Genomic DNA, 22,707 nt, shown 5'->3' with positions numbered 1-22,707 from the left:
CAGGTTATGGATCAGGCAGACATTCGCGCACAACTCACAGCCCTCATCCAGCAGCCCGACAAACAACAACTTCGAGGCCTGTTAGATCATTGTCATATCGCCGATTTAGCCGATGCCTTGGAGCCATTCAGTCCTGCACAAGCGGCAAATTTGTTAGCCCTGCTCAGCCTGCACCATCACGCCGAAGCCTTCTCCTTCATGCCAGAGGAGCGCCAGGCGGCTATTGCCGCGGTAATGGCACGCAACGATCTCGCCGCGCTGTTTTCGGAGATGGAGTCGGACGAGCGAGCGGATTTATACAACCGTTTGAGTGAAGAGCAGCGCCACGCCGTATTGCCCGGGTTAGCCCAGGCTGAACGCGAAGATGTACGTCGGCTGGCAAGCTACCCAGAGAAGACCGCCGGCGCCTTGATGACCTCGGACTACGCCACCTTGCGCGGCCATTGGACGGTGCATAAGGCATTACTGCGCATTCGCCTCGAAGCGCCGGATAAAGAAACCATTTACCAAGTCTATGTGGTGGATAAGAACCGCATCTTGCAGGGCACCCTGTCGCTCAAACAGCTGATATTAGCCAAGCCAGACGCCATTATTTCGGAGCTTATGCACACCGATGTGGTGAGCGTGGCGGTAGACGAAGATCAGGAGAAGGTCGCTGAGATAGTGCGCCACTACGATCTACTCGCGGTGCCGGTACTGGATGAAGAGCGACAGCTGGTGGGCATCATCACCTACGATGACGCCATGGATGCCTTCGTCGAAGAGGCCACTGAAGATGCACAAAAAAGCGCCTCGGTAGCCACACTCGGCTCGTCTTTCAAAGACATTTCATTAGCGCGACTTTTTACCAAGCGCATTGGCTGGCTGTTACTGCTGGTGTTCGGCTCACTGTTCTCGGGCGCTGGTATCGCCTTCTTTGAAGCCCTGATTGCGCAACATGTGGCTCTGGTTTTCTTTCTGCCCTTATTGGTTGGCAGCGGCGGTAATGCCGGCTCACAGGCAGCGGCCTTGATGGTGCGCGCACTGGCCACCGGCGAGGTTCAAATGAAGGATTGGCTACACTTATTCGGTCGCGAAATACTAGTCGCCGGCGCTCTCGGCTTCACCCTAGCCATTGCCGTTGCCGGTTTGGGTTGGTTGCGCGGCGGCGTAGAGGTAGCAATAGTTGTTGCTGCTGCCATGGTCTGCGTGGTCATGTCCGGCTCGCTGATTGGCCTCTGCCTACCCTTCATTCTGTCGAAAATTAACATGGACCCAGCCACCGCCTCCGGGCCTTTGGTTACCACTATTGTCGATGCCACGGGGGTAATTATTTACCTTGGCTTTGCCAGCTATCTTTTGAGTTAAATGCCCGCTGGCTTTTCGGCTTCACCAGCAAAGACTTTTCAGCGCGCGGTTAAGCACTCACATCAATCGTTAACATTTGCTCCACCAACCACTGCAAACCTTTATCTTTATCGCGCAGGCTGGCCCAGGCCATATCGATTGAAAACCTATCCAAGGCCATTGGCATTTCATACAGAGACAGCGGTAACAAGCGCTGATATTTCTGCGCAAAGCGGCGTGGTAATACCACCACCATGTCCGTCGCTGCTACGAGATGAGATGCCATCATATAATTAGGCGTAATGTAACTTAACTCGCGGCTATAGCCATGCTCTTCCAACCAGGTATCCACCATGCCTTTGGTTTGTGCGCCGCTGACCCACAAATGGCGCAAGGCACAAAAGCCGGGCACATCTAAGGGCTCTGGCAAGCGATTAGTAAGTGCAGACACCAGCACCAGATCTTCCTCTAACCAACGGCGATGGCTAGCTCTGGCGGGAAGATTCAAAAAACGGCCAATAGCCAAATCCACTTGCCCAGATTCCAAGGCTTGCAACGGAAAGTCTCTACCTAAGTCCACCACCCGCAACTTAAGCCCTGGCGCCACCTGCGCTAACAGCGCCGATAAGGACGGCATCAACATATGCTCTACAAAATCGGTCAGGGCCAAGGTAAAAATGTCGCTACTTTGGCTTGGTTCGAAAGCGAGATTGCTATTCAAGCTCGATTCGATTTGGCGTAAAGCTCTGCGTACCGGTTCTTCTAAACTCAACGCCAACGCCGTGGGCTTCATGCCCCCCGCAGTGCGAATCATCACCTCATCATCAAGCTGCGCGCGCAACCGATTTAACGCGTTACTGATCGCCGGCTGGGTGAGCGAAAGTTTGTCTGCCGCTTTGGATACGTTGCGCTCGCGCAACAAGGCATCGAGCACCACCAATAGATTTAAGTCAAAATTTCTTATATTCATAATCGCAATTTAACGTATCACCAAGTTTGATTCCTCATCTGAGCAAAGATTGCCTAGAGTGGTGCCTGTCACTTATACACCGTTATGGGCACCCCATGGAATACCAAGCACCGTTAAAAGATTTTCAGTTCCTGCTCCACAGCCTACTCAATTTCGAACAACATTGCGCGTCACTCGGACTAACGGAGATCAATCGAGCATTAGCCGACGCGATTCTAGAGGAAGGAGCCCGCTACGCCAGCAATGTTGTAGCACCACTTAACAGTGTAGGCGATGAAGAAGAGGCGACGTTCAGTGGCGGTAAAGTCAGTACACCCAGGGGCTTTGCGGCAGCCTATAAAGCCTATTGCGATGCTGGCTGGGCGGCCATGACGGGGCCCGAGGCCTTTGATGGCCAAGGCTTGCCCGCGCTGCTAGCTACGCCCTTTCACGAAATGCTTATGAGTGCCAACCTTGCCTTCCGTATTTATTCGGGCTTAACCGAGGGCGTGGTGTTGGCACTCAATGCCCATGGCAGCGAGTCGCTCAAACAAACCTACTTAGCCAAACTCGTGAGTGGCCAATGGGCCGGCACTATGTGCCTGACCGAACCGCACGCCGGCACCGATCTCGCGCTGCTGCGCACCAGCGCTAAGCGAGGCGAAGATGGCAGCTATAGCATCAGCGGCACAAAAATTTTTATTAGCGGCGGCGAACAAGATTTAAGTGAAAATATTATTCACTTGGTGCTCGCCCGCCTGACGGATGCACCGGCCGGTGTGAAAGGAATCAGCCTATTTTTAGTGCCCAAAATATTACCTACGCGCAATGAGGAAAACACCGTCAGCTGTGGCGCGATAGAGCACAAAATGGGCATCAAAGGCGCCGCAACTTGCGTGATGAATTTCGACGCCGCAGAGGGCTATTTAGTTGGACAAGAAAATCAGGGCTTAGCCTGCATGTTTACCATGATGAACGACGCCCGCTTTCAAGTTGGCCTGCAAGGTTTGGGCATAGCCGCTCAGTCCTACCAGGGTGCGCTGCGTTACGCCCGCGATAGATTGCAATGCCGAGCCCTGTCTGGAACCAAACATCCTGAGCTTGCTGCCGACCCCATTATTATGCACGGCGATGTGCGGCGCATGCTACTCACGCAAAAAGCCTTAGTAGAAGGTAGCAGACTTTTAGGGTTGAAAACCGCCATGGCGCTCGATCTTGAACACAGAGGTGCCAGCCAAGCGATACGCCAACAAGCGGGCGCGCGCGTTGCACTGCTGATTCCCATAGTGAAGGCCTTTTTTACCGATATGAGCATGGAGGTAAGCAATCTAGGCGTGCAAATCTATGGTGGGCATGGCTATATTCGAGAGTGGGGCATGGAGCAACTAGTGCGCGATGGCCGTATCACCCAGCTCTATGAAGGCACCAACGGCATTCAGGCACAGGACCTCGTCAAACGAAAAATCTTAGCGGATGAGGGCGCAGCACTCAGCGAGTTAATACAAGAAATAAGCCGAGATTGCGTTCAATATCAAGCTAACATCGAACTCGCACCACTAGCGAAATCTCTGCACCACTGGCTCGACCACTGGCAGAAAATGGCAAGTTTAATGCACACCAACAGTCTCGAAAATCCAGATTCACTCAGCCTTAACGCTTGTGACTTCCTACACTTTTCAAGCTATATTCTATTGGCGTGGTGCTGGCTGCAACAAGCGCAAACGGCGCACGAAGATTTGGCCAGCTCAGATGTCGACCAAGATTTTCTACAAGGAAAAATTCAATGTGCGCATTTCTATTTTGAACGCATACTGCCTCGCTGCATCAGTTTAATGCAAATTTTATTGAGCAACACGCGCACAACATTGACATTTCAAACCAGCCATTTTTAGGTTCACTATGCAATCCATTAGCTTTTACACCAGCCCAGGCATAGAGATGAAGCCAGGTTTAATTGCCGATTTAGGTCAATTCACGCAACGGCTGAACGCCCAATCCGTGCTAATTATCAGCGATGCAAGTCTGGTCAAATTAGGCTTGGTTAATAAAGCGGAGGCGGCCTTACAGAAAACAGGAACTAGCTACGCATGCTTTAGCGATGTGCAAGCAGATCCAGCGGAAGCAACAGTACTCGCAGCGGTAGCCAAGGCGAAAGCCCTAAACGCGGATGTCATTATCGGGCTAGGCGGTGGCAGCTCAATGGATGTAGCAAAAATTGTGGCCCTGCTCGCCCACCCACAATGCCAGCAAACACTCGCCGACATTTATGGCGTGGACAAAGTGACGGGCCTGCGTTTGCCACTCATTCAAATTCCCACCACCGCGGGCACTGGCTCGGAAGTTACGCCCATTGCCATTATTACCACCGGCAGCACCACCAAGGCTGGTATAGTTTCGAAAAAATTACTGCCTGATATAGCCTTGCTCGATCCAGAATTGACCTTAGGCCTGCCACCTGCCATTACCGCGGCCACAGGTATTGACGCTATGGTGCATGCAATTGAAGCCTTCACCAGCGCGCATAGGAAAAATCCTCTATCCGACATTCTTGCACGCCAGGCACTCGCATTGTTATCAACCCATTTGTTAACCGCGGTAAACAACGGAACCAATTTGGAGGCGCGCGCCGCTATGCTGCTTGGCGCCTGTCTTGCCGGCCAAGCCTTCGCCAATGCACCGGTCGCCGCTGTACATGCACTCGCCTATCCATTGGGTGGGCATTATCATATTCCGCACGGCCTCAGCAATGCGCTAGTGTTGACAGCCGTATTGCGTTTCAACGCCAGCCACGCGCACTTACTCTACGCCCAGCTGGCCGATATTTTTGTCGCTAACCCTGCGCCAGATACTGAGCAGGCGTGTGAGCAATTTATCAACGCGCTAGATGACCTTATTCAAAACACCCAATTAGCCACCCGCCTGCGCGATCTTCACATTAGCCTAGACAGCTTACCCCTATTGGCAGCCGATGCGATGTTGCAACAGCGGTTATTGGTCAACAACCCTAAGCCCATGAGCGAAGCCGACGCGCTAAAAATTTACCAATCGATTTATTGAGCCCAACTATGAGTAAGCCAAACAACCACAAGCCCGACGCCAAGCCTAGCCGCGCGAGCTTTCAACGCTTTCAACCTATCGATACGCGCTGGGCCGATAACGATATTTATGGCCATGTGAATAACGTGACCTACTACGCCTACTTCGACACAGCAGTAAACCAATTTTTAATCAGCGATGGCGGATTAGATATTCACCAAGGCGAATGCATTGCTTTCGTGGTCGACTCACAATGCAGTTACCTACAGCCGCTAAGCTTCCCCGAGAAAATCGAGGTTGGGCTAGCCGTAGCAAAATTGGGGACTAGCTCCATCACCTATCAGCTGGGCATTTTTAAAGAGGGAAAAGATACTTTATGCGCTTACGGTCATTTTGTTCATGTATTCGTCGCCCGGGATAATCAGCGCCCCTGCCCCATACCTGACAGTATTAGGCGCGCGGTTACGCCACTGCTGGAAAGATAAAAAATCAAAGTAATCGCTATCGAGGCAACAAACAGGTAGAGAGCTGTAAGGTCACGAACTAGAGCCAAGTCACTAAGCAATTCAAGTTGATCGTACCGAGGTAGCGATCGGCCACAGCCTGACGCTTTATCTTCAGCGTGGGCGTCAGCAGCCCGCTATCGGCGCTCCATTCCTCTGATGCGATACAGATATTCGACACTCGCTCATGTGGCGCCAATTGGCTATTCATATTAACCAAGCCCTGTCTCAACGTTTGTTCCAGCTGCGCTTTCGGTAGCTTTCTGGCACTAAGATTAGGCACTAAAATTGCCACTGGCTGCGCTAAACCTTGGCCCACCACACATACCTGTTCAAACAATTGCCAAGCATAAAGCTTGTGCTCAATATCGAGTGGATTAACGAATTTTCCCTTGCCGGTTTTAAAGATATCTCCTACCCGGCCGGTTAAAACTAAGCGCCCTTCCTCATCTAAAAAGCCTCTATCACCTGTGTGATACCAACCGTCGTGCAAAACAAGAGAAGACTTTTCTTCATCTTTGTAATAGCCGGCCATTACGCCTGCACTTTTAAAGCACACCTCTCCATCTTCAGTGAAACGCAATTTTACCCCGGGTAAAGGTTTACCAACACAGCCAGGGTCGCATGCCGCATCACTGATATTTAAACAGCCATCAATTAAATTTTCCGTCATACCATAGGCATTTATTAACCGAATCCCAATGGCTTTATACCAACGGTACAATTCTGGTGGTGTTGCCGCTGCACCGGTCGTGATATAGCGTGCCTTGTCTAAGCCCAACAAGCTTTGTAAGCGAAGCTTTTCAGTTTCAGACAATGTATCAACCATTAAATCTGGCTGTGCGTTAAGTAAGTTTTCACGGAACTTTTCCCATAGCCTAGGAACGGCGAAGAAGCCGGTGGGTTTTATTTGACGCATTTCCATAGCAAAGGTTGCTTGCCCAGCAGAAAAAGCCAACTCGGCATTGCCGTACAGCGCTCGCAACGCGATACCCGCGCGCTCAGCAACATGTGCCAGGGGTAAATAAGAGATAAAGCGCTCACGTTCACCGGGTTCGGCTGACGGCAAATACAAGGTACGCCTTTGCACCACGTCGGCAATGGCGCCAATATTATGCATCACTCCTTTTGGGTTTCCCGTCGTACCCGAGGTGTAAATTAGGGTAAACAACTGGGCGCGCGGATAGACAGGCGACTCATTAAACCTGGGCGCCTCCAACAAAATATCGACAAGGGAAATATCACACGGCGTTCGGCAATCTGTTAACCCTATTCGATAGAGGTCTGAGCCAAAAAGTTCGTCGGCCTGCGTCTCATGGGCAAAGCGGCCAATAAACACAAGACTGACTTCGGCATGATCTAAAATGTAACGCCCGGAGTTAAGATCCTGCGCCGCGTAGAGCGGTACGCTAACATGCCCGGCCAACATAATCGCTAAATCGATCACCATCCACTCGGCACAATTAGACGCCACAAGCCCGATGCGCGCGCCAGGCTCTAGCTCGCGCGACGCGATGAAGCCTGCCACTCTCCGCACCATTTCGGAAACTTCAGACCAGGTGTAATCCAACCATTGGCCATTGCGCGATTGCCTTAGAAACACAGCATCACTGGCGACTTTTTCCCAGTGATAGAATTTCTCTAAGGGTGTGGGTGCCAACTCAATTGCCAACGCCATATTATTCACCTAGGTTGTACTGACTTGCACGAATTTGATCGCTGATAAGATGTTTAGCGCCAAAGAAGAAACACAAAGCACCCGCTAATACACCGCCACACACCATCACTAACAGTGCGGTTCGCAACGCTTGCTCTTGTAATGTGGGCTGCAAAATATCGCTCAAGATGCCGATAGCAACAGGGCCGACACCTAAGCCAATGATATTAATAACCAGAAATAGCAGAGCCGATGCCATAGCCCGCATTCGATTCGGTGCCAGCCGATGAATCGTTGCCAAGGACGGCCCTAAATATATGGAAATAACACTGGCGGGAAATATGTAAATCAGCAGCGTGGATAGCTTTTCCGACAGTACGAATGTTAAAAATAAAAATGGCAGCGCTAAGGCTAGGGATAAAGCTGGCAACCAAAGCACCCAACGCCCATCGCGCTTACTTAATACATCCGCTAAGTAGCCGCCAAAGAACGTGCCTAACCCACCGCCAACACCGGCTATAAGCGCCAGCCAAACGCCCAGTTCTGCCGTGCCCATGCCGTGACTTCGAATTAAAAAAGATGGCATCCAGTTCGCCAAACCATAGCCACCCACACTGGTTAAAGCGCAGGCAAAAACCAACCAACGCGCACTTTTGAAAGACCACAGATACTCAAACACCTGAGCCAGAGGAACTAATTTTTCACCCGATGCAATTATCGCTTTCTGGCTTCCTGTATCTGAAAATCCACGCAGGGGCTCACGCACAGTTAGACGAAGCCAGACAGCTAAAATTATCCCCGGAGCACCAACCGCCATCAGCGCAACGCGCCAGCCATAGACTTCGTTAAGCCAGCCGCCCGCTATAAATCCAATTAAAATGCCAAAATTCACACCCAGTGAATAAGTTCCCATGGCAGTGGCTCGTTGCGCAGGCGGAAAAATATCCGAGATCATGGAGTGGGCTGGAGGGCTACAACCAGCCTCGCCAACACCCACGCCAATGCGAGCGAGCAACAACTGCGTATAATTTTGAGCCATGCCACAAAATACAGTCATGAGGCTCCATACGGCGAGCGCTAAAGCCACGATGTTACGGCGTACACCCGCGTCGGCCCAACGCGCAATGGGCAAGCCAAAGCCGACATAAAAAGCGGCAAAAGCAAGTCCATTCAAGAGACCTAACTGAGTATCCGATAAACCAAATTCCAGTTTAATTGGGTCTTGCAATATGGCGATAATTTGCCGGTCGACAAAGTTAAATACATAGGTCAAGGTCAACATCGCCAACACATAACTGCGATAACGAGGGGTGTCATAGGGGTTAATTACACTTAATGACGGATTCTCGCCTGATAGCGGGATGTTCATACTCACCTCTTTATTATTCAAATTCTTAGAACAAAACAGCCTGTATTACTTGCGATTTCGACCGTACTGCTCATGGCTGGAGACCCAGTCTCCCGCCAACACCGCGCTGCCAAGAGAGATATCGCCAGCAAGCACCACCGCCGCTATTATTTCTGCAAACTTGTCAGCTTTGCCGGCGCCGTAACAATCCATTATTTCCAAACATTCGCGCTGCCCAGGCAACGCAGTGCCGCCACCATAGGTGCCACAAATAACCGCTGGTAGCGTAACCGACCAATAGTAATCGCCATTGTCCAATAGCTGACTATGGGTAATGCCGGCATGAGACTCGGCAACATTCGCTTCGTCTTGGCCGGTTGCAATAAATAACGCAGCAATACCGTTCGCCGAGTGCGGGCCATTATAAATAGATCCGGCCTGAAAACTGCCGGTGTTGGAAATTTGTCGAGCCCGAAAAAGTGTCGCGGTATCCACACCAAGCAGGCGCTTTGCCACATCATTTTTTATAACAACTTCAGCAATAACACGTTTCCCACGGGTGCGAATTAAATTCATCGCGGAATGCTTTTTATCGGTATCAACTGAACCGGAGAGCAAGTATTTCAATGACAATGGACAATTTTCAACAATCCACTCACAGGCGGCGAACGTAGCCTTACCGGTCATGTTTTGCCCGGCGGCATCACCGGTGGTGTAATTGAATCGGGTATAAATCATATTACCGACAGCGTATTGCTCTACCTCAAATAACTTGCCGCTTCGGGTGGTGGATTCAGCCACAGACTTTATTCGCTGAAAATTTTCCGCCAACCAAGCGCTAAACCGCTTAGCGACATGTACATCCCCAAGCAGAAATACGGGCGCTCTTTGCATGGCGTGACGGGTCACCGCCGTTTTACAACCACCACATTCTGAGATAACCCGCATGCCGCGGCTGTAGCTTGCGACCAGTGTTCCCTCGGTGGTCGCTAGTGGGATATAGAAATCACCCTGAGCGGCTTCACCCTGGATTTTTAACGGTCCAGCAACACCCAAAGGCATTTGTAAAGTGCCGATGAAATTTTCGATGTTACCGTTAACCAAATTAGGATCGAGACTGTAATTTCCAACTGCCGACAACGGCACACCGGTTTTAGCGCGTAAAAACTCCCGCCGTTCAGTGGCTTGATCAAGGCTATAGTCGTTTATACTGGAGCGAGGAATACTTGGGGCACGAGACATACAAAAACCTTCAACTCGAATGACAGAATTCAAGTGTGTTAGGTTAAGTCGCGTAATATTTTTTGGTTATTCCAAAATGGACAACTGATTTTACTTATTTTGCCAATCAGTAAAACTGTATCTGACGAAAATCCTGCGGTGTTTTTCCCGTCCAACGGCGAAATGCTCGGGTAAAGTTACTCGAACTTGAGAAGCCTAATAGGAAGCTTATATCGCCCAAGGAAAGGCTATTATCCAACATATACTCGCGCGCCAAGCGCTGCCTGACAGCCTCAACTTCCAGGCGAAAGCTGGAATTTTCAGCCTCCAGCTTCCTGTGCAATGTGCGCGAGCTCATATGAAGAAGATCGGCCACTCGCTCTAAGGTGGCCTCACCTTGCGGCATCAAATTGACAATCATATCTTGCACACGATGCTGTAGATCTGCATTTTTTAACTCGAGCTTGGCCAAATAATCTTGGGCTAACTTCTCCGTCGCGTTTGCCATTTCTCTATTGCAGCCAGGAATAGCAACATCGACATCGGAGCGCTTATACCAAGCCCGACTCAACGGGTGGCCAAAGGTTACCGGACAGCGAAACAGCGCCAGGTATGGCGCCTCATCGTCAGGTTGGGCTCGAGTAAGCTCGAGCTTTACCATGGAAAAATCTGATTTGTAATGGGACCGGCTGAGGGTGATCATGGCGGCATACACCGCATCTTGTGCATAATCCGATGCTGCGCTTCGACCACCTTCATGCCTTAAACGACTGGTGGTAATGAGATATTCATGGGTCTCTTCCACTGAAATATCGACCGCGTTGGTGAATACGTGCATGTAACGCACCAAGCAGTTGAAATGATCGCGAATGGTGCAACAACTCCAGAGTGCGACACCTAGAGCGCTGAAGGTCATGGGGGTTACGAATGTGCCCGCTTTTAAGCCAAAGGTTTTATCGCCAGTTTGCGCCACTGCCGCATGCCAAAGTTGCGCCATAATAACAACCGGCAACCGATAATTGGGATCGGAAGCCTTTGCATAATCAACGCCTTGCTCCGTTAAAAACGCCGGCGCATCTATATTATAGCTAGATAACGCACTGGCAAATAACGTCAACCAGCAACCAATAACATCTGGACCATTAGCCATGAGAATCCCGGTATTTATCAGTGTCTGTGATAAGGCTTATTCGCAGACTTTATAATGTTTTTATTCCCGCTCTTCAGCCTGAGTCTAACACACACATAACGGCTACTCGCAATGCATCGCTGGCAAAAAAAGCTAACGTAATTGGCGCCCTAGGAATAACGCTCCGTTGACCATAATGCATAGCATCTATTTGTCTGACTCAATCAGACGGGGCTTTAAAACACTAAAAATTGCACCCCATTGGAGAGCACAATAATGAGATCAATGAAAGAGCATCACCCAGGTTCATCCAGACGTCTACCCTTAACCAGCATTGCGTTGGGAGTCTGTCTTGCTGCAAGCCATTCCACCCTGACTGTCGCGCAAGAAACAAAGCGATCAGTTAGCTCAACATTACTCGAAGAGATAGTCGTAACCGCGCGCAAAAAAGCGGAAAGCGCACAAGACGCGCCGCTCTCTGTGGCGGCCATTGGCGAGCAACAGTTGCAGGCGTTAAAAGTGCGAAATCTAACTAGCCTGTCCGTGGGGCTACCCAATGTTGCAATGGACGACGCAGGCACAACCAAGGGCACCGCAAACTTCTCTATTCGCGGCTTAGGTATTAATAGTTCAATTCCTTCTATTGACCCAACCGTTGGCATCTTTGTTGACGGTGTTTATATGGGCGTAAACAACGGCATTATTTTCGATACCTTCGATTTAGCCAGCATCGAAATATTGCGCGGGCCGCAAGGTATTTTATTCGGCCGTAATGTCACGGGCGGCGCTGTATTGATTAACACCAAAAAGCCAACCCAGGAAACAGAAGCAACCGTTCGGACGGCGGTTGAAGGCGGCGGCGAAAAACCCAACGCCTATCTCATGGCAAGCGTGAGCGGTGGCTTAACGGATACCCTTGCCGGCAAACTGGTTGCCTACTATAACGACGATCAAGGCTGGTTTAAAAATAGCTACAACGACGAAGCTTTCGGTGGTTCTGAAACCAAAATGGCTCGCGTAGTACTGGCATGGGAACCCAACGAAAACCTGGACGCAACACTTCGCTATGAACACTATGAATTGGATGCTAGCGGTCCCGCTGCTCAAAGTCATACCAACGGCAGCGGCGTTGATGGGAGCTGGGGTAACTTCGACCGCGATGAACACGACTTCTCCGTGAACGAAGAGGGTTTCTATTTAGTCGATTCTGATCTAGCAAGTTTGGAAGTCAACTGGGAAGTAGGCATAGGCACTCTGACAAACATTGCCGGCTGGCGTCAATCATCTGCGCCCTCGCGAGGCGATATTGATGCATCGCCACTCTCATTGTTTCACTCGGATGCAGCGCTGGATGCAGAGCAGTTTAGTAACGAGCTACGCTACAACGCACAGGTTAACGAGAACTTGGAGGTAACTACGGGTATCTATTACTTCACCAACGAACTTAACTACCACGAGAGCCGCAGCTATCTGAATGGCGCCAGCACACTCGACGGTGGCGGTAACTACACAGTGGAAACCGCCGCGCTCTTCTTAGCCGCAGATTACTCCCTCACTGAAAGTCTACTATTAACCTTAGGCGGCCGCTATACAGAAGAAAAGAAAGAAGCCGAAATTGCAACACTTATCCTAAACAGCAATAGCCCCTGTAACGTCTTGGAAAATACCTGCACCTTAGATTTTATCGACGATAAAACATGGTCAAGTTTTTCACCAAAAATAGGCCTAACTTATTTTATTTCAGCCGATACCATGGTTTACACAAGCCTAACTCGCGGCCAGCGGTCGGGCGGCTATAACTTGCGAAACGCCTCTATTACAGAGGCTCCTGGTCCCTTCGATGAAGAAACTGTCGATAGCTTTGAAATTGGCTTTAAATCCGACCTAGACAACAAGCTGCGTATTAACGGTGCTGTCTTCTATAATCGAATCTCCGATATGCAAAGAGAAATCAATTTGTCAGATCCCTTTGCCGGCGTTGTTCAAGTTATTCGCAACACAGCTGATGCAACAATCATGGGCTTGGAGCTCGATGGCACCTATGCATTGACACAAAATCTGGTTTTAAATGCCTCCGTTGGCTTAACTGACGCCGGCTACGATAAGCTTTTCTATGACTTAAATGGCGACGGAATTATCGATGACGCTGATAAATCATTGGATTTACCACGAGCCGCAAAACTTACCTATAGCATCGGAATCAACCACGATTTAGGTTTAGGCAATTGGGGTTATATGTCATCGAGACTTAGCTTTGGCTTCCGCGATGCATCGGCCTATACCGACAATAATCTCGGCACCATCAATGAACAGGAAATTCTCAATGCGGGCATCGACTTCCACAGTAACGATGAACACTGGGTGTTAGGTCTATACGCTAACAACTTACTCAATAGCGTCAACCACGGCGGTGACACCCAGCTACCAGCCGTCTTAGGCCCTGTTCCACTAGGCGGCAGTTTCGCGCCACTCAACAAGGGGCGAACCTACGGAGTAGACTTGACCTATAACTTTTAAGTCAATACTCGCTTGGTGTTTTACCGGTCGCTCTCCGGCGATCGGCTCTCTCGGCAGGAGCACGGTTTGATTCCTGCCATGCATAGTTAAGTCACTATGCAGTTGCCGCCATTCCTATGGCGGCTTTTTTATATGCGCAGAAAACGCAGATAACTAATAGCCCTCACTCAAGTATCTATGTCAATAAAAGATCGAGCAGCGGCAACACCCATTGCAATTGCCTGACGGCTTAAGGCGATGGGAAGCAGGAGATCGAAACCGTGCACAGTAGACGCATGGAAAACACTTTCGACTTGAATACCAGCATCGCTTAAGCGCTTAGCAAATACCTCTGCCTCATCACACAGCGGATCAAATTCACAGCGCGAAATATAAGTCGCCGGTAGCCCCGTTAAGTCACTCGCCATTGCCGGCGAAGCGTAATAGCTCACCTGGGTAGCCGACATTTCTGCTGGGGTAAGGTTGAGATACTGCCGCCACATATCCCGACAATTTTTCCCTGTCCATACAGGTGCGTCAGCATTCTTATACATCGAAGGTGTTACACAGCGATAATCCAGTACAGGATAAAAAAGAAGTTGACCTGCCAGGGCGAGACCATGTTCATCTCGGACTTTCAACGCGATGGCAGGCGCCAAATTTCCCCAGAGCTCGAGCCTGCTATAAATTTTTTTTCGGATTTAAGGCGTTATGCTTAACTTGCCAGCGAAAAGGCAGTAACTGACAGCGCTCACTTGACCATTAGATAATTAAAAACCGTCAACAAGCCAATTAATATCGGTTGATGAATCAAATACACCAATAAACTGTGCTTGCCCGGCCACGCCTGCCAGCGTTTAAGTTTGATCATGCCTAGCGGGTCGCGCGCCAACCACCTGCTATGGCCTAAAAATATTCCCAAGCACACAACACCGAACCAGGGAATAATCGGGACAAAATCGTTGGCATAGCTTGGCAACCATTGGCCAATATAGATAAATGGCCAACGACTGCTAATCCACCCCATATTAAAGGCCGCGATAAACAGCAGGCCAAACCACAGGGCCACTTGCGGGCGGCGCGCTAAAGGTAGGGCGAGAAGGCTTGCCAAGGCAATAAAATGCAGCACGCCAAAGTAGATCCAGTTTTTCGGAAACATCACCAAAGACATAGCCGTCACCAGCGCCGCGCCAACTGACACTTGCATGAATCTGCGCAAGAAGCCTCGCCACTGGGTTTGCTTCCCATGCACATAGGCCAAGCCAATACCAACGCAGATAAAAAACAAAGTTAAGATGACATAGCGAAACTGCTTCCAACCGGCGCCGTCGGGAATATCCCAGGCCACATAACCGAAGCTGCGCAGATCGTAAATAAAATGAAAGACCACCATTAACACGATGGCCAAGGTTCTTATTAAATCAACAGTGACATTTCGATTTTTCATTATGAACCGCTCTATTCACTTTTTGCTTTTTGCTTTTTGCTTGCTGCTTGCTGCTTGCCGCTTGCCGCTTGCCGCTTGCCGCTTGCCGCTTGCCGCTTGCCGCTTGCCGCTTGCCGCTTGCCGCTAATCATATTCTAATTCGCGCTTGCGCCACATTAGATAGACAACAGGCAAGACAAACAAAGTTAATAACACAGAGCTCACCATACCACCCACCATGGGCGCTGCAAGTCGGCTCATGATCTCTGAGCCTGTGCCGCTTCCGTAGAGGATGGGCACTAAACCAATAATGGTAGCCGCCGCTGTCATCAGTTTTGGCCGCAAACGCAGCGCAGCCCCTTCAATTACAGCCTCGGTGAGCTTTTGCAAACTGGGCCGCTCTGTCTGTTGACGCAATTGCGCCCAAGCTTGATCCAGATACACCAACATAATGACGCCGGTTTCAACAGCAACACCCGCGAGCGCAATCATACCCACCCCCACCGCCACCGACAGATCGAAACCTAAGCCGTAGATAAACCATAAACTACCCACCAGCGCCAAGGGCAGTGTGCCCATCAGCATAGCCACTTGGGTGAGATTGCGAAAACAGAGGTAGAGCAAAATGACGATGATAACCAGCGTTAAGGGTATCAGATATTTCAGTTTATCTTTGGCCCGCTCTAGATATTGGTATTGACCCGCCCAGGTGAGGGAATAGCCTGGCGGCAAGATTAAATTATCGTCCAATAATGTTTGACCGGCTTGCACATAACTGCCTACGTCCACGTCGTCTATGTCGATAAAAGTCCATCCATTCAGGCGCGCATTCTCACTTTTAATACCGGCCGCGCCCTCTTCAATCACGATATCGGCAATATCGCCAAGGGTGATGTGCTGACCACCTGGGGTGACAATAGGCAGCAAGGCAAGCTGCTCGGGTGAATCCCGATACTGTTGCGGATAGCGCAGATTAATCGGGTAACGCTCTTGGCCTTCCACTGTTTCGCTAACGTTGCGACCACCCACGGCCGTGCCAATAACTTGCTGCACGTCGCCTATATTCAAGCCAAACCGCGCCGCTTTTTCGCGCTGTATTTGTAGCGATATATAGCGCCCGTTGGCGGCTCGTTCTGAATAAACCGACAGGGTACCGGGCAGTTTTTCAAGCAGGGTTTCTAGCTGCGCGCCAATACCCTGTATCACCGCTAAATCCGGCCCTGCCACTTTAATACCAACCGGGGTTTTTATGCCGGTGGCGAGCATATCGATGCGGGTCTTTATCGGCATGACCCAGGCATTGGTCACGCCGGGGAACGACACTAGCGCATTGAGTTCTTGCTTCAGCGATTCCAGTGTCACGCCCGGGCGCCATTGTGCCTTCGGCTTTAGCTGAATGAAGGTTTCAATCATCGTCAGCGGGGCCGGATCAGTGGCAGTATCGGCGCGCCCCACTTTACCAAATACAGTTTCAACCTCTGGTAAGGTTTTAATGAGTTTATCGGTTTGCTGCAACAGCTCGCGCGCCTTACCGATAGAAATACTTTCGTAAGTGGTGGGCATATACATCAAGTCGCCCTCATCCAAGGCCGGCATAAATTCACTGCCCAATTTTTGCAGTGGCCAAATACTGGTGAGAACCAAAATGCCCGCGCACAGCAAGGTGGCCTTAGGAAAGCGCAGCACGAAGGTTAACAGCGGCAAATAGCCAGCGAGGAAAAAACGGTTCACCGGGTTTTGCGACTCTGATTTAACCTTGCCGCGAACAAAATAGCCCATCAGTACCGGCACCAAGGTAATGGCGAGTGCAGCACTGGCCGCCATGGCATAGGTTTTGGTAAACGCCAGCGGTGCAAAAAGTCGCCCCTCTTGCGCCTCTAAGGTAAACACGGGAATAAAACTCACGGTAATAATCAGCAAGCTAAAAAATAGCGCCGGCCCAACTTCCACCGCGCTATCGATAACCACCTGCCAACGGTTTTTATCGGTTAAGGGGGTTTTCTCCATGTGCTTGTGCATGTTTTCGATTAGCACAATAGCGCCATCGATCATCGCGCCAATGGCAATGGCGATGCCGCCTAAGGACATGATATTGGCGTTCAAACCTTGCAGGTGCATGATGATAAATGCCACCAGTATGCCAACCGGTAAGCTCACCATGGCCACGATGGAGGAACGCACATGCAACAAAAAGATCATACACACCAAGGCCACCATGGCGAGCTCTTCGGCGAGTTTATGCCAAAGATTATTCACCGCGCGGTGAATCAGTGCGGATCGGTCGTAAACGGTGACCACTTCTACGCCCTCGGGCAAACTCGATGATAATGCGGCTAAACGCGCCTTGACCTGATCGATAGTGGTCAGCGCATTTTCACCGAAGCGCATGGCAACGATACCGCCTACGGTTTCACCCTCGCCATTAAGCTCCGCCACACCGCGACGCATATCAGGGCCCAGCTGAATGTCGGCAACGTCGCGCAATAATACCGGTACGCCCTTGCTATTGACGGTGAGCGGTATGGTTTCCAAGTCTTGCAAGTTGGAAATATAACCGGTGGCGCGCAACATATATTCCGCTTCGGCCATTTCAATAACCGACGCACCTACCTCTTGATTGCCGCGCTCTATGGCCGCCTGCACCATAGCCAGCGGTATACCAAAGGCGCGTAGCTTTTGCGGATCGACCTGCACCTGATATTGCCGCACCATACCGCCCACGGTGGCGACCTCAGCAACACCGGGTAGCGATTGCAATTCAAATTTTAAAAACCAGTCTTGTAAACTGCGCAATTGGCTCAAATCGTGCTGGCCAGTTGGGTCGACCAAGGCATAGATAAATACCCAACCCACGCCGGTGGCGTCGGGCCCGAGCTGTGGTGTGGCTCCAGCCGGCAAGCGCGGCGCCACTTGGCTTAAATATTCCAGAACGCGGGACCTCGCCCAATACAGATCGGTGTTTTCTTTGAAGATGACATATACATAGGAGTCGCCAAAAAAAGAAAAACCGCGCACGGTTTCCGCGCCTGGTACCGACAATAACGCGGTGGTGAGTGGATAGGTCACCTGATCTTGCACCACCTGTGGTGCTTGCCCCGGATAGCTGGTTTTAACGATGACTTGAATATCGGATAAATCCGGAATCGCATCAACGGGCGTATGGCGCACCGCATAAAAGCCGGCGCCAACAATGACAAAGGTAGCCAACAACACCAAAAACCGGTTAGCGACCGACCAACGAATAGTTGCAGCGATCATAGCTGGCCCCCGTGCTGGTGCGCGCTGTGATCCATCGGCGTCGGTATTTCGCGCTGGCTCGACACAATTTTTTGTAGAATAAACTCACCTTCGTTGACTAAAAATTGAAAGCGGATTTTTTGTCCCGCTTTAAGCGCAGTAATATCAATGTCATCCGCGACACGGAAATTGACGGTCGCCGCCGGTCGGTTCCATTTTTTTATGGCAGCGCGGCTGATATTGGCAATGCGTGTTTTGCTATTGAGATGATTCACGGTGCCGTCCACTTCGGCAAGGTTGGCACTCATGAGTTGGTCGGAGGTTTCACTGGCGGCACGGGTTGCGGTAATAACAACATTTCCCGCTTGCTTAGTCAGTTCAAATTCTAGATTGACGTGCACTGGCAAGGCCTCGAGTTCAACCCCATCGGCGACGGTGAAATCCATCACCATGGTCGGCCAGCCCCAAGCCGTCACGGCCTGATGATCAACCCTGGCCTTGCGTTCAACGAGATCAACGGCGTGTACTTGACCTTGCACCCAGACAGCCTTTGGCTCCGCATCAACACTACCCATGCGCAGAAAATCTGAGTGCTTGCTCGATTCAGAGTCCAATAAAAACTGGCCAGAAACGACCACTAAATCGCCAACCGCCAAGCCGTCGGTGATTTCAATATAGTCTTGATCCATTTTGCCGAGCTGCACAGCCACGGACTTAAACCGGCCCTTGCCAAGCGCCAGCACCACGCGGTTTTGAATCCCGGTGCGAATCACCGCTGCTCGCGGCAGCGTTAGCACCTCGGGGCCAATATCACCGCTGATGCGCAGCTGGGCGAACATATTCGGCAGCAGTAACCGGTCGCGATTATTAAACCGAATGCGCACGCGCAGGGTGCGTGTGTCGGCATTAAGCGAGGGATATACATAGGCTAATTCACCCGTAAAATGCCGCCCCGGCAAGTGTGGCACTTGAATATCAACCGCTAATCCGGCGCGCATTAAATGGGTTTGTTGGGCGAAGACGTCGGCTTCTATCCACACCGTATCTAAGCCGCCAATACTCATTAGCGTACTGCCGGGCTGTACATAAAAGCCTTCCCGTATAGACAGGGATTCCACCACACCCGCTTGCGGTGCGTAGTAGGTCACCGTCTGCATCACTTTTCGGCTCTGCACTAAGGCGTCGATGGTTTTTTCCGCCAGTTTTAGCGCCCGCAATCGACTCTTCGCACCCTCGATGAGGCGCAACTCACCGCGACTCAGTGCCAACATAAGATCTTCCTGGGCGCTAACCAACTCGGGGGAATATAAGTCATACAGCGCTTGGCCTTGGCGAACCGGATCACCCTCAGCCTTGACATAAAGCCTCTCGACCCAGCCCTCAACTCGAGGGTGCAGATGCACCAAGGTATCCTGATCGTAGCCCACGTAACCCACGGTCGAGATGCTCGAATCGAGCTTTCGCTTTTGCACTGTCGCCGTGCGCACGCCCAAATTATTTTCCACCGCGGGTGAAATTTCTACGCTGCCGGGGTTGCTATTCGCCGTTTCGTACACGGGAATAAGATCCATGCCCATGGGCGACTTACCCGGGCCGTCGCGCCGGTAGTTATCATCCATGGGCGCCACCCAATAAAGCGGCTTTTTATCGTGGCTTTGCTCGATGTGTGGTGTGTTGAGCCATAGCATTATTACCAATGCTGCCGACCCGACACCCATCGCGAGTCCAAGAAGAAATTTCATGTGTTGCACCTAACCTAAAGCTATAGATAAACACTGCAAGCGCGCTTGCAGTCACAGGCATATTTTGGACGGACTTGTCCTAGGTTAGGCGGATCGAGGGGGATGAAAGCGCGGCTCGAGAAAATGCGCAAAGGCAAATTGAACCGCCGTGGCAGGCTTGGTATTTAACGCAACATCGACCGGGGTGTACATCAAACTGGGCACCGCGGGCGCCATGATGCAACTATCCATATCGCAACTATCCGTCGCACAACCCTGCTCGGATTCACAGCAGGCCATAGCGGCCGAGCCGGCGCGGTCGTTTCGCGTCGCCTCGCCATGCCCCATATCAGCATGATTCATACCCTCGTGGCCGGCGACCTGCTGCATCGGCCTGGCATCATCTGGCGGGGTCACTAGCGCGTCTGCACCGCTGCTCAACATGGCGCAAGGCGGCACGGCAGACGCCAGTAGCTGCACCGAGAAGGTGAGCAACAGGGTCAATACTGCAAGTTGCCGCGCGCGCAATGTCATTGGGTTTATCCGTGCAGGAAATGTTGGAATGATAGCCTCATCACCCTAGAATGGAAAGCACTGGCGCCATGCCCGAACCGATGGATCTCACTGAATAGCTCCAGCCGATCTAGGGTTCGCGGGCGCACATGCCGCCCGGGCCGCGGTCGCGAAACCACTTGGTAATGATCGATTTATAACCTTCGACCACCGGCATGCCGTGGTGCTCGGTCATCGGATTGGGCGCGCCTGAGGATAACAAGTTATTCCAGATTAAGGCGCTGCCCTGTTCCGGCAGAAACTCTTTTTGCAATTTGGTAAACCGCGTGGCGCCACCCTGTTTCGTGTCATTGAGGTAAATCATAAAGGTCCAGCTACGCTGCCCGCGCTCGCCGGCAAACTTGGCGTATTCCGGTGTGCTGGGCTGAAAATAGTCCGTATGGGCCTTAAACTCTTGGCCGACTAAATACTTCTGACCTTGGGTGGTTTCAGCCCAGGCCTCGTTTATGCCCAAAGTATCGGCAATCTTCTGGTCGATGGCCGCGATAAACGGCTCACCCATCTGCCCCAGATCACAGGTGCTACTGGTGCGATAGCCGTAGTGAAGATTGCCCGTGGTGACCGTTGAGGGTCTTAGCTTCGAATCCATCAAGGCCATGATCCGCTCGCACTCGTCAACGGACAAAAACTTGGGTAACACCACCAGTTGTAAGCGTTCGTCTGGGTATAGGTGGCCGCCCAATGCCGCTAGGCGCTGCAATAATTGAGGTTGCGCCAAGGCTGCATAGTCTATGCCGTGGTCCTTCGGCTCAAGGGGATATTGGCCGGCCATGGCCTGGCGAATTTCGGCCTCGACAAAACCGTGACTGCGCAAAATATCACACAGTTCAGCCGGGCTACAGCCGCGGGCTAAATTGGTCGCGGTCCAATCCAGCCAATCTTGATTCATCGCCATCGTTCATTTCTCTCAAGAGGCAGCAAAAAAATAAAGGCTGCCACCGGCAGCCTTATTATGCAAACGCCTTTCAGCCAGTCGACACTACACAATCAAACCAAACTTATCATTCAGTACTTGAACTATCTCAGCCTTAGGGTTATCCGATAACACAATCGGCTGACCGGTGACCTTCTCGGCAATATCGGTATAAGTAGTGGAAACATCCATCAGCGCCTGCATCGGTAATTCGTTATCGCGGGCTAGGGCTTCGCGCTCTTTCATGCGGTCTTTATTGAGCATGATATCGGGGTCGGGGAAGTGGTTGAGCAAAAATTGCCGGAAGCCTTCTTTCGAATTTTCCAAAATCTTACCTTTAGCGTACTCTTTTGCATCCCAAATACGGGAGGAATCCGGTGTACCCACTTCGTCCATATAGATAAGTTTCTCGTTACCCTTGCTGTCTTTGACGTAGCCAAACTCAAACTTGGTATCCACGAAAATCTGATCGATACGCTTTAATGCATCACTAATTACGCCAAAACCCTGCCTCAATAAGGTTTCATACACGCCGATATCGGCGCTATTTTTAAAGCCAAAAGCGGCCGTGTTATCTTCCAAATTTTTGCGGGTGATGTTGACATCGTCCGCCTCGGGCACGCCTGGGATGCCGCGCAAAATACCTTTGGTAGACGGCGTCATCAGTAACTCGGGCAATTTCTGATCTCGCACCAAGCCGTCGGGCAACAAAATGCCACAAAAATCCCGCTCGCCCTTGCTATAGGCACGCCACATGGAGCCCGTGATGTATTGGCGACAAATCGCTTCAACCATCACCGGCCTAGCCTTTTGCACCACCCACACAAAGGGGTGCGGAATATCCAGGATATGGCTGTCAGCCAGGCCCTGCGACTTAAACAGGCGAAACCAATGATTAGAGATGGCATTGAGCGCAGCCCCCTTGCCCGGCACGCCGCGCACGCCACCCTCACCCGTCCAAATGCAGTCAAAAGCCGAAATGCGATCGCTGATAACCATAATCGCCAGGGGTGCATCGGGTGCCACATCGTAGCCCTTCTGGGCAATCAAACGCTTGCTGTCTTCGGCACTCAGCCAATAGACAGAGCGCACCTTGCCGCTGTGTACCGGCTTATCGGTGCGGATCGGCAAGTCATCGTTTACGGCCAATACTTGGTGGGCAAGACTCATGG

General features: G+C 51.2%; 17 protein-coding genes. 5 read left to right on the top strand and 12 right to left on the bottom strand.

What is annotated here, in order from left to right; genetic code table 11:
* Window positions 1-6 precede the first annotated feature (6 nt).
* Window positions 7-1,347 carry a magnesium transporter gene (gene mgtE / locus QWY82_RS07735; RefSeq protein WP_290261065.1) on the top strand — a complete coding sequence of 447 codons (1,341 nt, stop codon included), beginning with the start codon at window positions 7-9 and terminating at the stop codon, window positions 1,345-1,347.
* Between the two features lie 49 nt (window positions 1,348-1,396).
* Here mgtE and QWY82_RS07730 read toward each other — a convergent pair whose 3' ends face one another.
* The gene (locus QWY82_RS07730) at window positions 1,397-2,296 is read right to left on the bottom strand and encodes a LysR family transcriptional regulator (RefSeq protein WP_290261064.1); all 900 of its coding nucleotides are present in this window, start codon (window positions 2,294-2,296) and stop codon (window positions 1,397-1,399) included.
* 95 nt (window positions 2,297-2,391) lie between these two features.
* Here QWY82_RS07730 and QWY82_RS07725 point away from each other — a divergent pair, with 95 nt between their 5' ends.
* Genes QWY82_RS07725 through QWY82_RS07715 form a run of 3 tightly spaced genes read left to right on the top strand, consistent with a single transcriptional unit; the run spans window position 2,392 to window position 5,796 of the window.
* The gene (locus QWY82_RS07725; RefSeq protein WP_290261062.1) at window positions 2,392-4,167 is read left to right on the top strand and encodes an acyl-CoA dehydrogenase C-terminal domain-containing protein; all 1,776 of its coding nucleotides are present in this window, start codon (window positions 2,392-2,394) and stop codon (window positions 4,165-4,167) included.
* A 7-nt stretch (window positions 4,168-4,174) separates the two neighbouring features.
* Window positions 4,175-5,332 carry an iron-containing alcohol dehydrogenase gene (locus QWY82_RS07720; protein ID WP_290261061.1) on the top strand — a complete coding sequence of 386 codons (1,158 nt, stop codon included), beginning with the start codon at window positions 4,175-4,177 and terminating at the stop codon, window positions 5,330-5,332.
* Window positions 5,333-5,340: 8 nt separating this feature from the next.
* Window positions 5,341-5,796, top strand: coding sequence for an acyl-CoA thioesterase (locus QWY82_RS07715; RefSeq protein WP_290261060.1), 456 nt, complete (start codon window positions 5,341-5,343; stop codon window positions 5,794-5,796).
* A 58-nt stretch (window positions 5,797-5,854) separates the two neighbouring features.
* Here the strand turns inward: QWY82_RS07715 and QWY82_RS07710 are convergent, their stop codons facing one another.
* The 4 genes from QWY82_RS07710 to QWY82_RS07695 form a co-directional block, all read right to left on the bottom strand.
* Window positions 5,855-7,492 carry an AMP-binding protein gene (locus QWY82_RS07710; RefSeq protein WP_290261059.1) on the bottom strand — a complete coding sequence of 546 codons (1,638 nt, stop codon included), beginning with the start codon at window positions 7,490-7,492 and terminating at the stop codon, window positions 5,855-5,857.
* 1 nt (window position 7,493) lies between these two features.
* Window positions 7,494-8,840 carry a spinster family MFS transporter gene (locus QWY82_RS07705; protein WP_290261058.1) on the bottom strand — a complete coding sequence of 449 codons (1,347 nt, stop codon included), beginning with the start codon at window positions 8,838-8,840 and terminating at the stop codon, window positions 7,494-7,496.
* 45 nt (window positions 8,841-8,885) lie between these two features.
* Complete coding sequence (locus tag QWY82_RS07700) at window positions 8,886-10,061, bottom strand: hydroxymethylglutaryl-CoA reductase (RefSeq protein WP_290261055.1); 1,176 nt, start codon at window positions 10,059-10,061, stop codon at window positions 8,886-8,888.
* A gap of 106 nt (window positions 10,062-10,167) precedes the next feature.
* On the bottom strand, window positions 10,168-11,190 hold the full coding sequence (locus QWY82_RS07695; protein ID WP_290261054.1) for an AraC family transcriptional regulator: 1,023 nt from the start codon (window positions 11,188-11,190) through the stop codon (window positions 10,168-10,170).
* Between the two features lie 255 nt (window positions 11,191-11,445).
* Here QWY82_RS07695 and QWY82_RS07690 point away from each other — a divergent pair, with 255 nt between their 5' ends.
* Window positions 11,446-13,686, top strand: a complete 2,241-nt coding sequence (locus QWY82_RS07690; protein WP_290261053.1) for a TonB-dependent receptor — start codon at window positions 11,446-11,448, stop codon at window positions 13,684-13,686.
* 167 nt (window positions 13,687-13,853) lie between these two features.
* On the opposite strand, the gene QWY82_RS07685 is transcribed toward QWY82_RS07690, so the two are convergent.
* From QWY82_RS07685 to QWY82_RS07655, 7 genes are all read right to left on the bottom strand, one after another.
* Entirely contained in the window at window positions 13,854-14,324 is a 471-nt protein-coding gene (locus tag QWY82_RS07685; protein WP_290261052.1) for an alpha/beta hydrolase fold domain-containing protein, read from the bottom strand.
* A 92-nt stretch (window positions 14,325-14,416) separates the two neighbouring features.
* Window positions 14,417-15,112, bottom strand: a complete 696-nt coding sequence (locus QWY82_RS07680; protein WP_290261051.1) for a heparan-alpha-glucosaminide N-acetyltransferase — start codon at window positions 15,110-15,112, stop codon at window positions 14,417-14,419.
* Window positions 15,113-15,235: 123 nt separating this feature from the next.
* Window positions 15,236-18,349, bottom strand: a complete 3,114-nt coding sequence (locus tag QWY82_RS07675; protein WP_290261049.1) for an efflux RND transporter permease subunit — start codon at window positions 18,347-18,349, stop codon at window positions 15,236-15,238.
* Window positions 18,346-20,070, bottom strand: a complete 1,725-nt coding sequence (locus QWY82_RS07670; protein WP_290261047.1) for an efflux RND transporter periplasmic adaptor subunit — start codon at window positions 20,068-20,070, stop codon at window positions 18,346-18,348. Before QWY82_RS07670 ends, QWY82_RS07675 begins: the two co-directional genes overlap by 4 nt.
* An 84-nt stretch (window positions 20,071-20,154) precedes the next feature.
* Window positions 20,155-20,583, bottom strand: coding sequence for a hypothetical protein (locus QWY82_RS07665; RefSeq protein WP_290261046.1), 429 nt, complete (start codon window positions 20,581-20,583; stop codon window positions 20,155-20,157).
* A 109-nt stretch (window positions 20,584-20,692) separates the two neighbouring features.
* Window positions 20,693-21,511, bottom strand: coding sequence for a prolyl hydroxylase family protein (locus tag QWY82_RS07660; protein ID WP_290261045.1), 819 nt, complete (start codon window positions 21,509-21,511; stop codon window positions 20,693-20,695).
* Between the two features lie 90 nt (window positions 21,512-21,601).
* Window positions 21,602-22,705 (bottom strand): phosphoribosylaminoimidazolesuccinocarboxamide synthase, encoded by a 1,104-nt coding sequence (locus tag QWY82_RS07655; RefSeq protein ID WP_290261044.1) that lies wholly within the window; start codon window positions 22,703-22,705, stop codon window positions 21,602-21,604.
* Between the last annotated feature and the right edge of the window lie 2 nt (window positions 22,706-22,707).

The organism is Simiduia curdlanivorans (assembly GCF_030409605.1).
GTDB lineage: Bacteria > Pseudomonadota > Gammaproteobacteria > Pseudomonadales > Cellvibrionaceae > Simiduia > Simiduia curdlanivorans.
The sequence above is the reverse complement of the archived record's forward strand: the minus strand, read 5'-3'. Positions and strand labels throughout refer to the sequence as shown.

Excerpts from the sequence above, each read along its gene's own strand:
- mgtE (WP_290261065.1), top strand. The coding sequence starts at position 7 with ATGGATCAGGCAGACATTCGCGCACAACTCACAGCCCTCATCCAGCAG.
- QWY82_RS07730 (WP_290261064.1), bottom strand. The coding sequence starts at position 2,296 with ATGAATATAAGAAATTTTGACTTAAATCTATTGGTGGTGCTCGATGCC.
- QWY82_RS07725 (WP_290261062.1), top strand. The coding sequence starts at position 2,392 with ATGGAATACCAAGCACCGTTAAAAGATTTTCAGTTCCTGCTCCACAGC.
- QWY82_RS07720 (WP_290261061.1), top strand. The coding sequence starts at position 4,175 with ATGCAATCCATTAGCTTTTACACCAGCCCAGGCATAGAGATGAAGCCA.
- QWY82_RS07715 (WP_290261060.1), top strand. The coding sequence starts at position 5,341 with ATGAGTAAGCCAAACAACCACAAGCCCGACGCCAAGCCTAGCCGCGCG.
- QWY82_RS07710 (WP_290261059.1), bottom strand. The coding sequence starts at position 7,492 with ATGGCGTTGGCAATTGAGTTGGCACCCACACCCTTAGAGAAATTCTAT.
- QWY82_RS07705 (WP_290261058.1), bottom strand. The coding sequence starts at position 8,840 with ATGAACATCCCGCTATCAGGCGAGAATCCGTCATTAAGTGTAATTAAC.
- QWY82_RS07700 (WP_290261055.1), bottom strand. The coding sequence starts at position 10,061 with ATGTCTCGTGCCCCAAGTATTCCTCGCTCCAGTATAAACGACTATAGC.
- QWY82_RS07695 (WP_290261054.1), bottom strand. The coding sequence starts at position 11,190 with ATGGCTAATGGTCCAGATGTTATTGGTTGCTGGTTGACGTTATTTGCC.
- QWY82_RS07690 (WP_290261053.1), top strand. The coding sequence starts at position 11,446 with ATGAGATCAATGAAAGAGCATCACCCAGGTTCATCCAGACGTCTACCC.
- QWY82_RS07680 (WP_290261051.1), bottom strand. The coding sequence starts at position 15,112 with ATGAAAAATCGAAATGTCACTGTTGATTTAATAAGAACCTTGGCCATC.
- QWY82_RS07675 (WP_290261049.1), bottom strand. The coding sequence starts at position 18,349 with ATGATCGCTGCAACTATTCGTTGGTCGGTCGCTAACCGGTTTTTGGTG.
- QWY82_RS07670 (WP_290261047.1), bottom strand. The coding sequence starts at position 20,070 with ATGAAATTTCTTCTTGGACTCGCGATGGGTGTCGGGTCGGCAGCATTG.
- QWY82_RS07665 (WP_290261046.1), bottom strand. The coding sequence starts at position 20,583 with ATGACATTGCGCGCGCGGCAACTTGCAGTATTGACCCTGTTGCTCACC.
- QWY82_RS07660 (WP_290261045.1), bottom strand. The coding sequence starts at position 21,511 with ATGAATCAAGATTGGCTGGATTGGACCGCGACCAATTTAGCCCGCGGC.
- QWY82_RS07655 (WP_290261044.1), bottom strand. The coding sequence starts at position 22,705 with ATGAGTCTTGCCCACCAAGTATTGGCCGTAAACGATGACTTGCCGATC.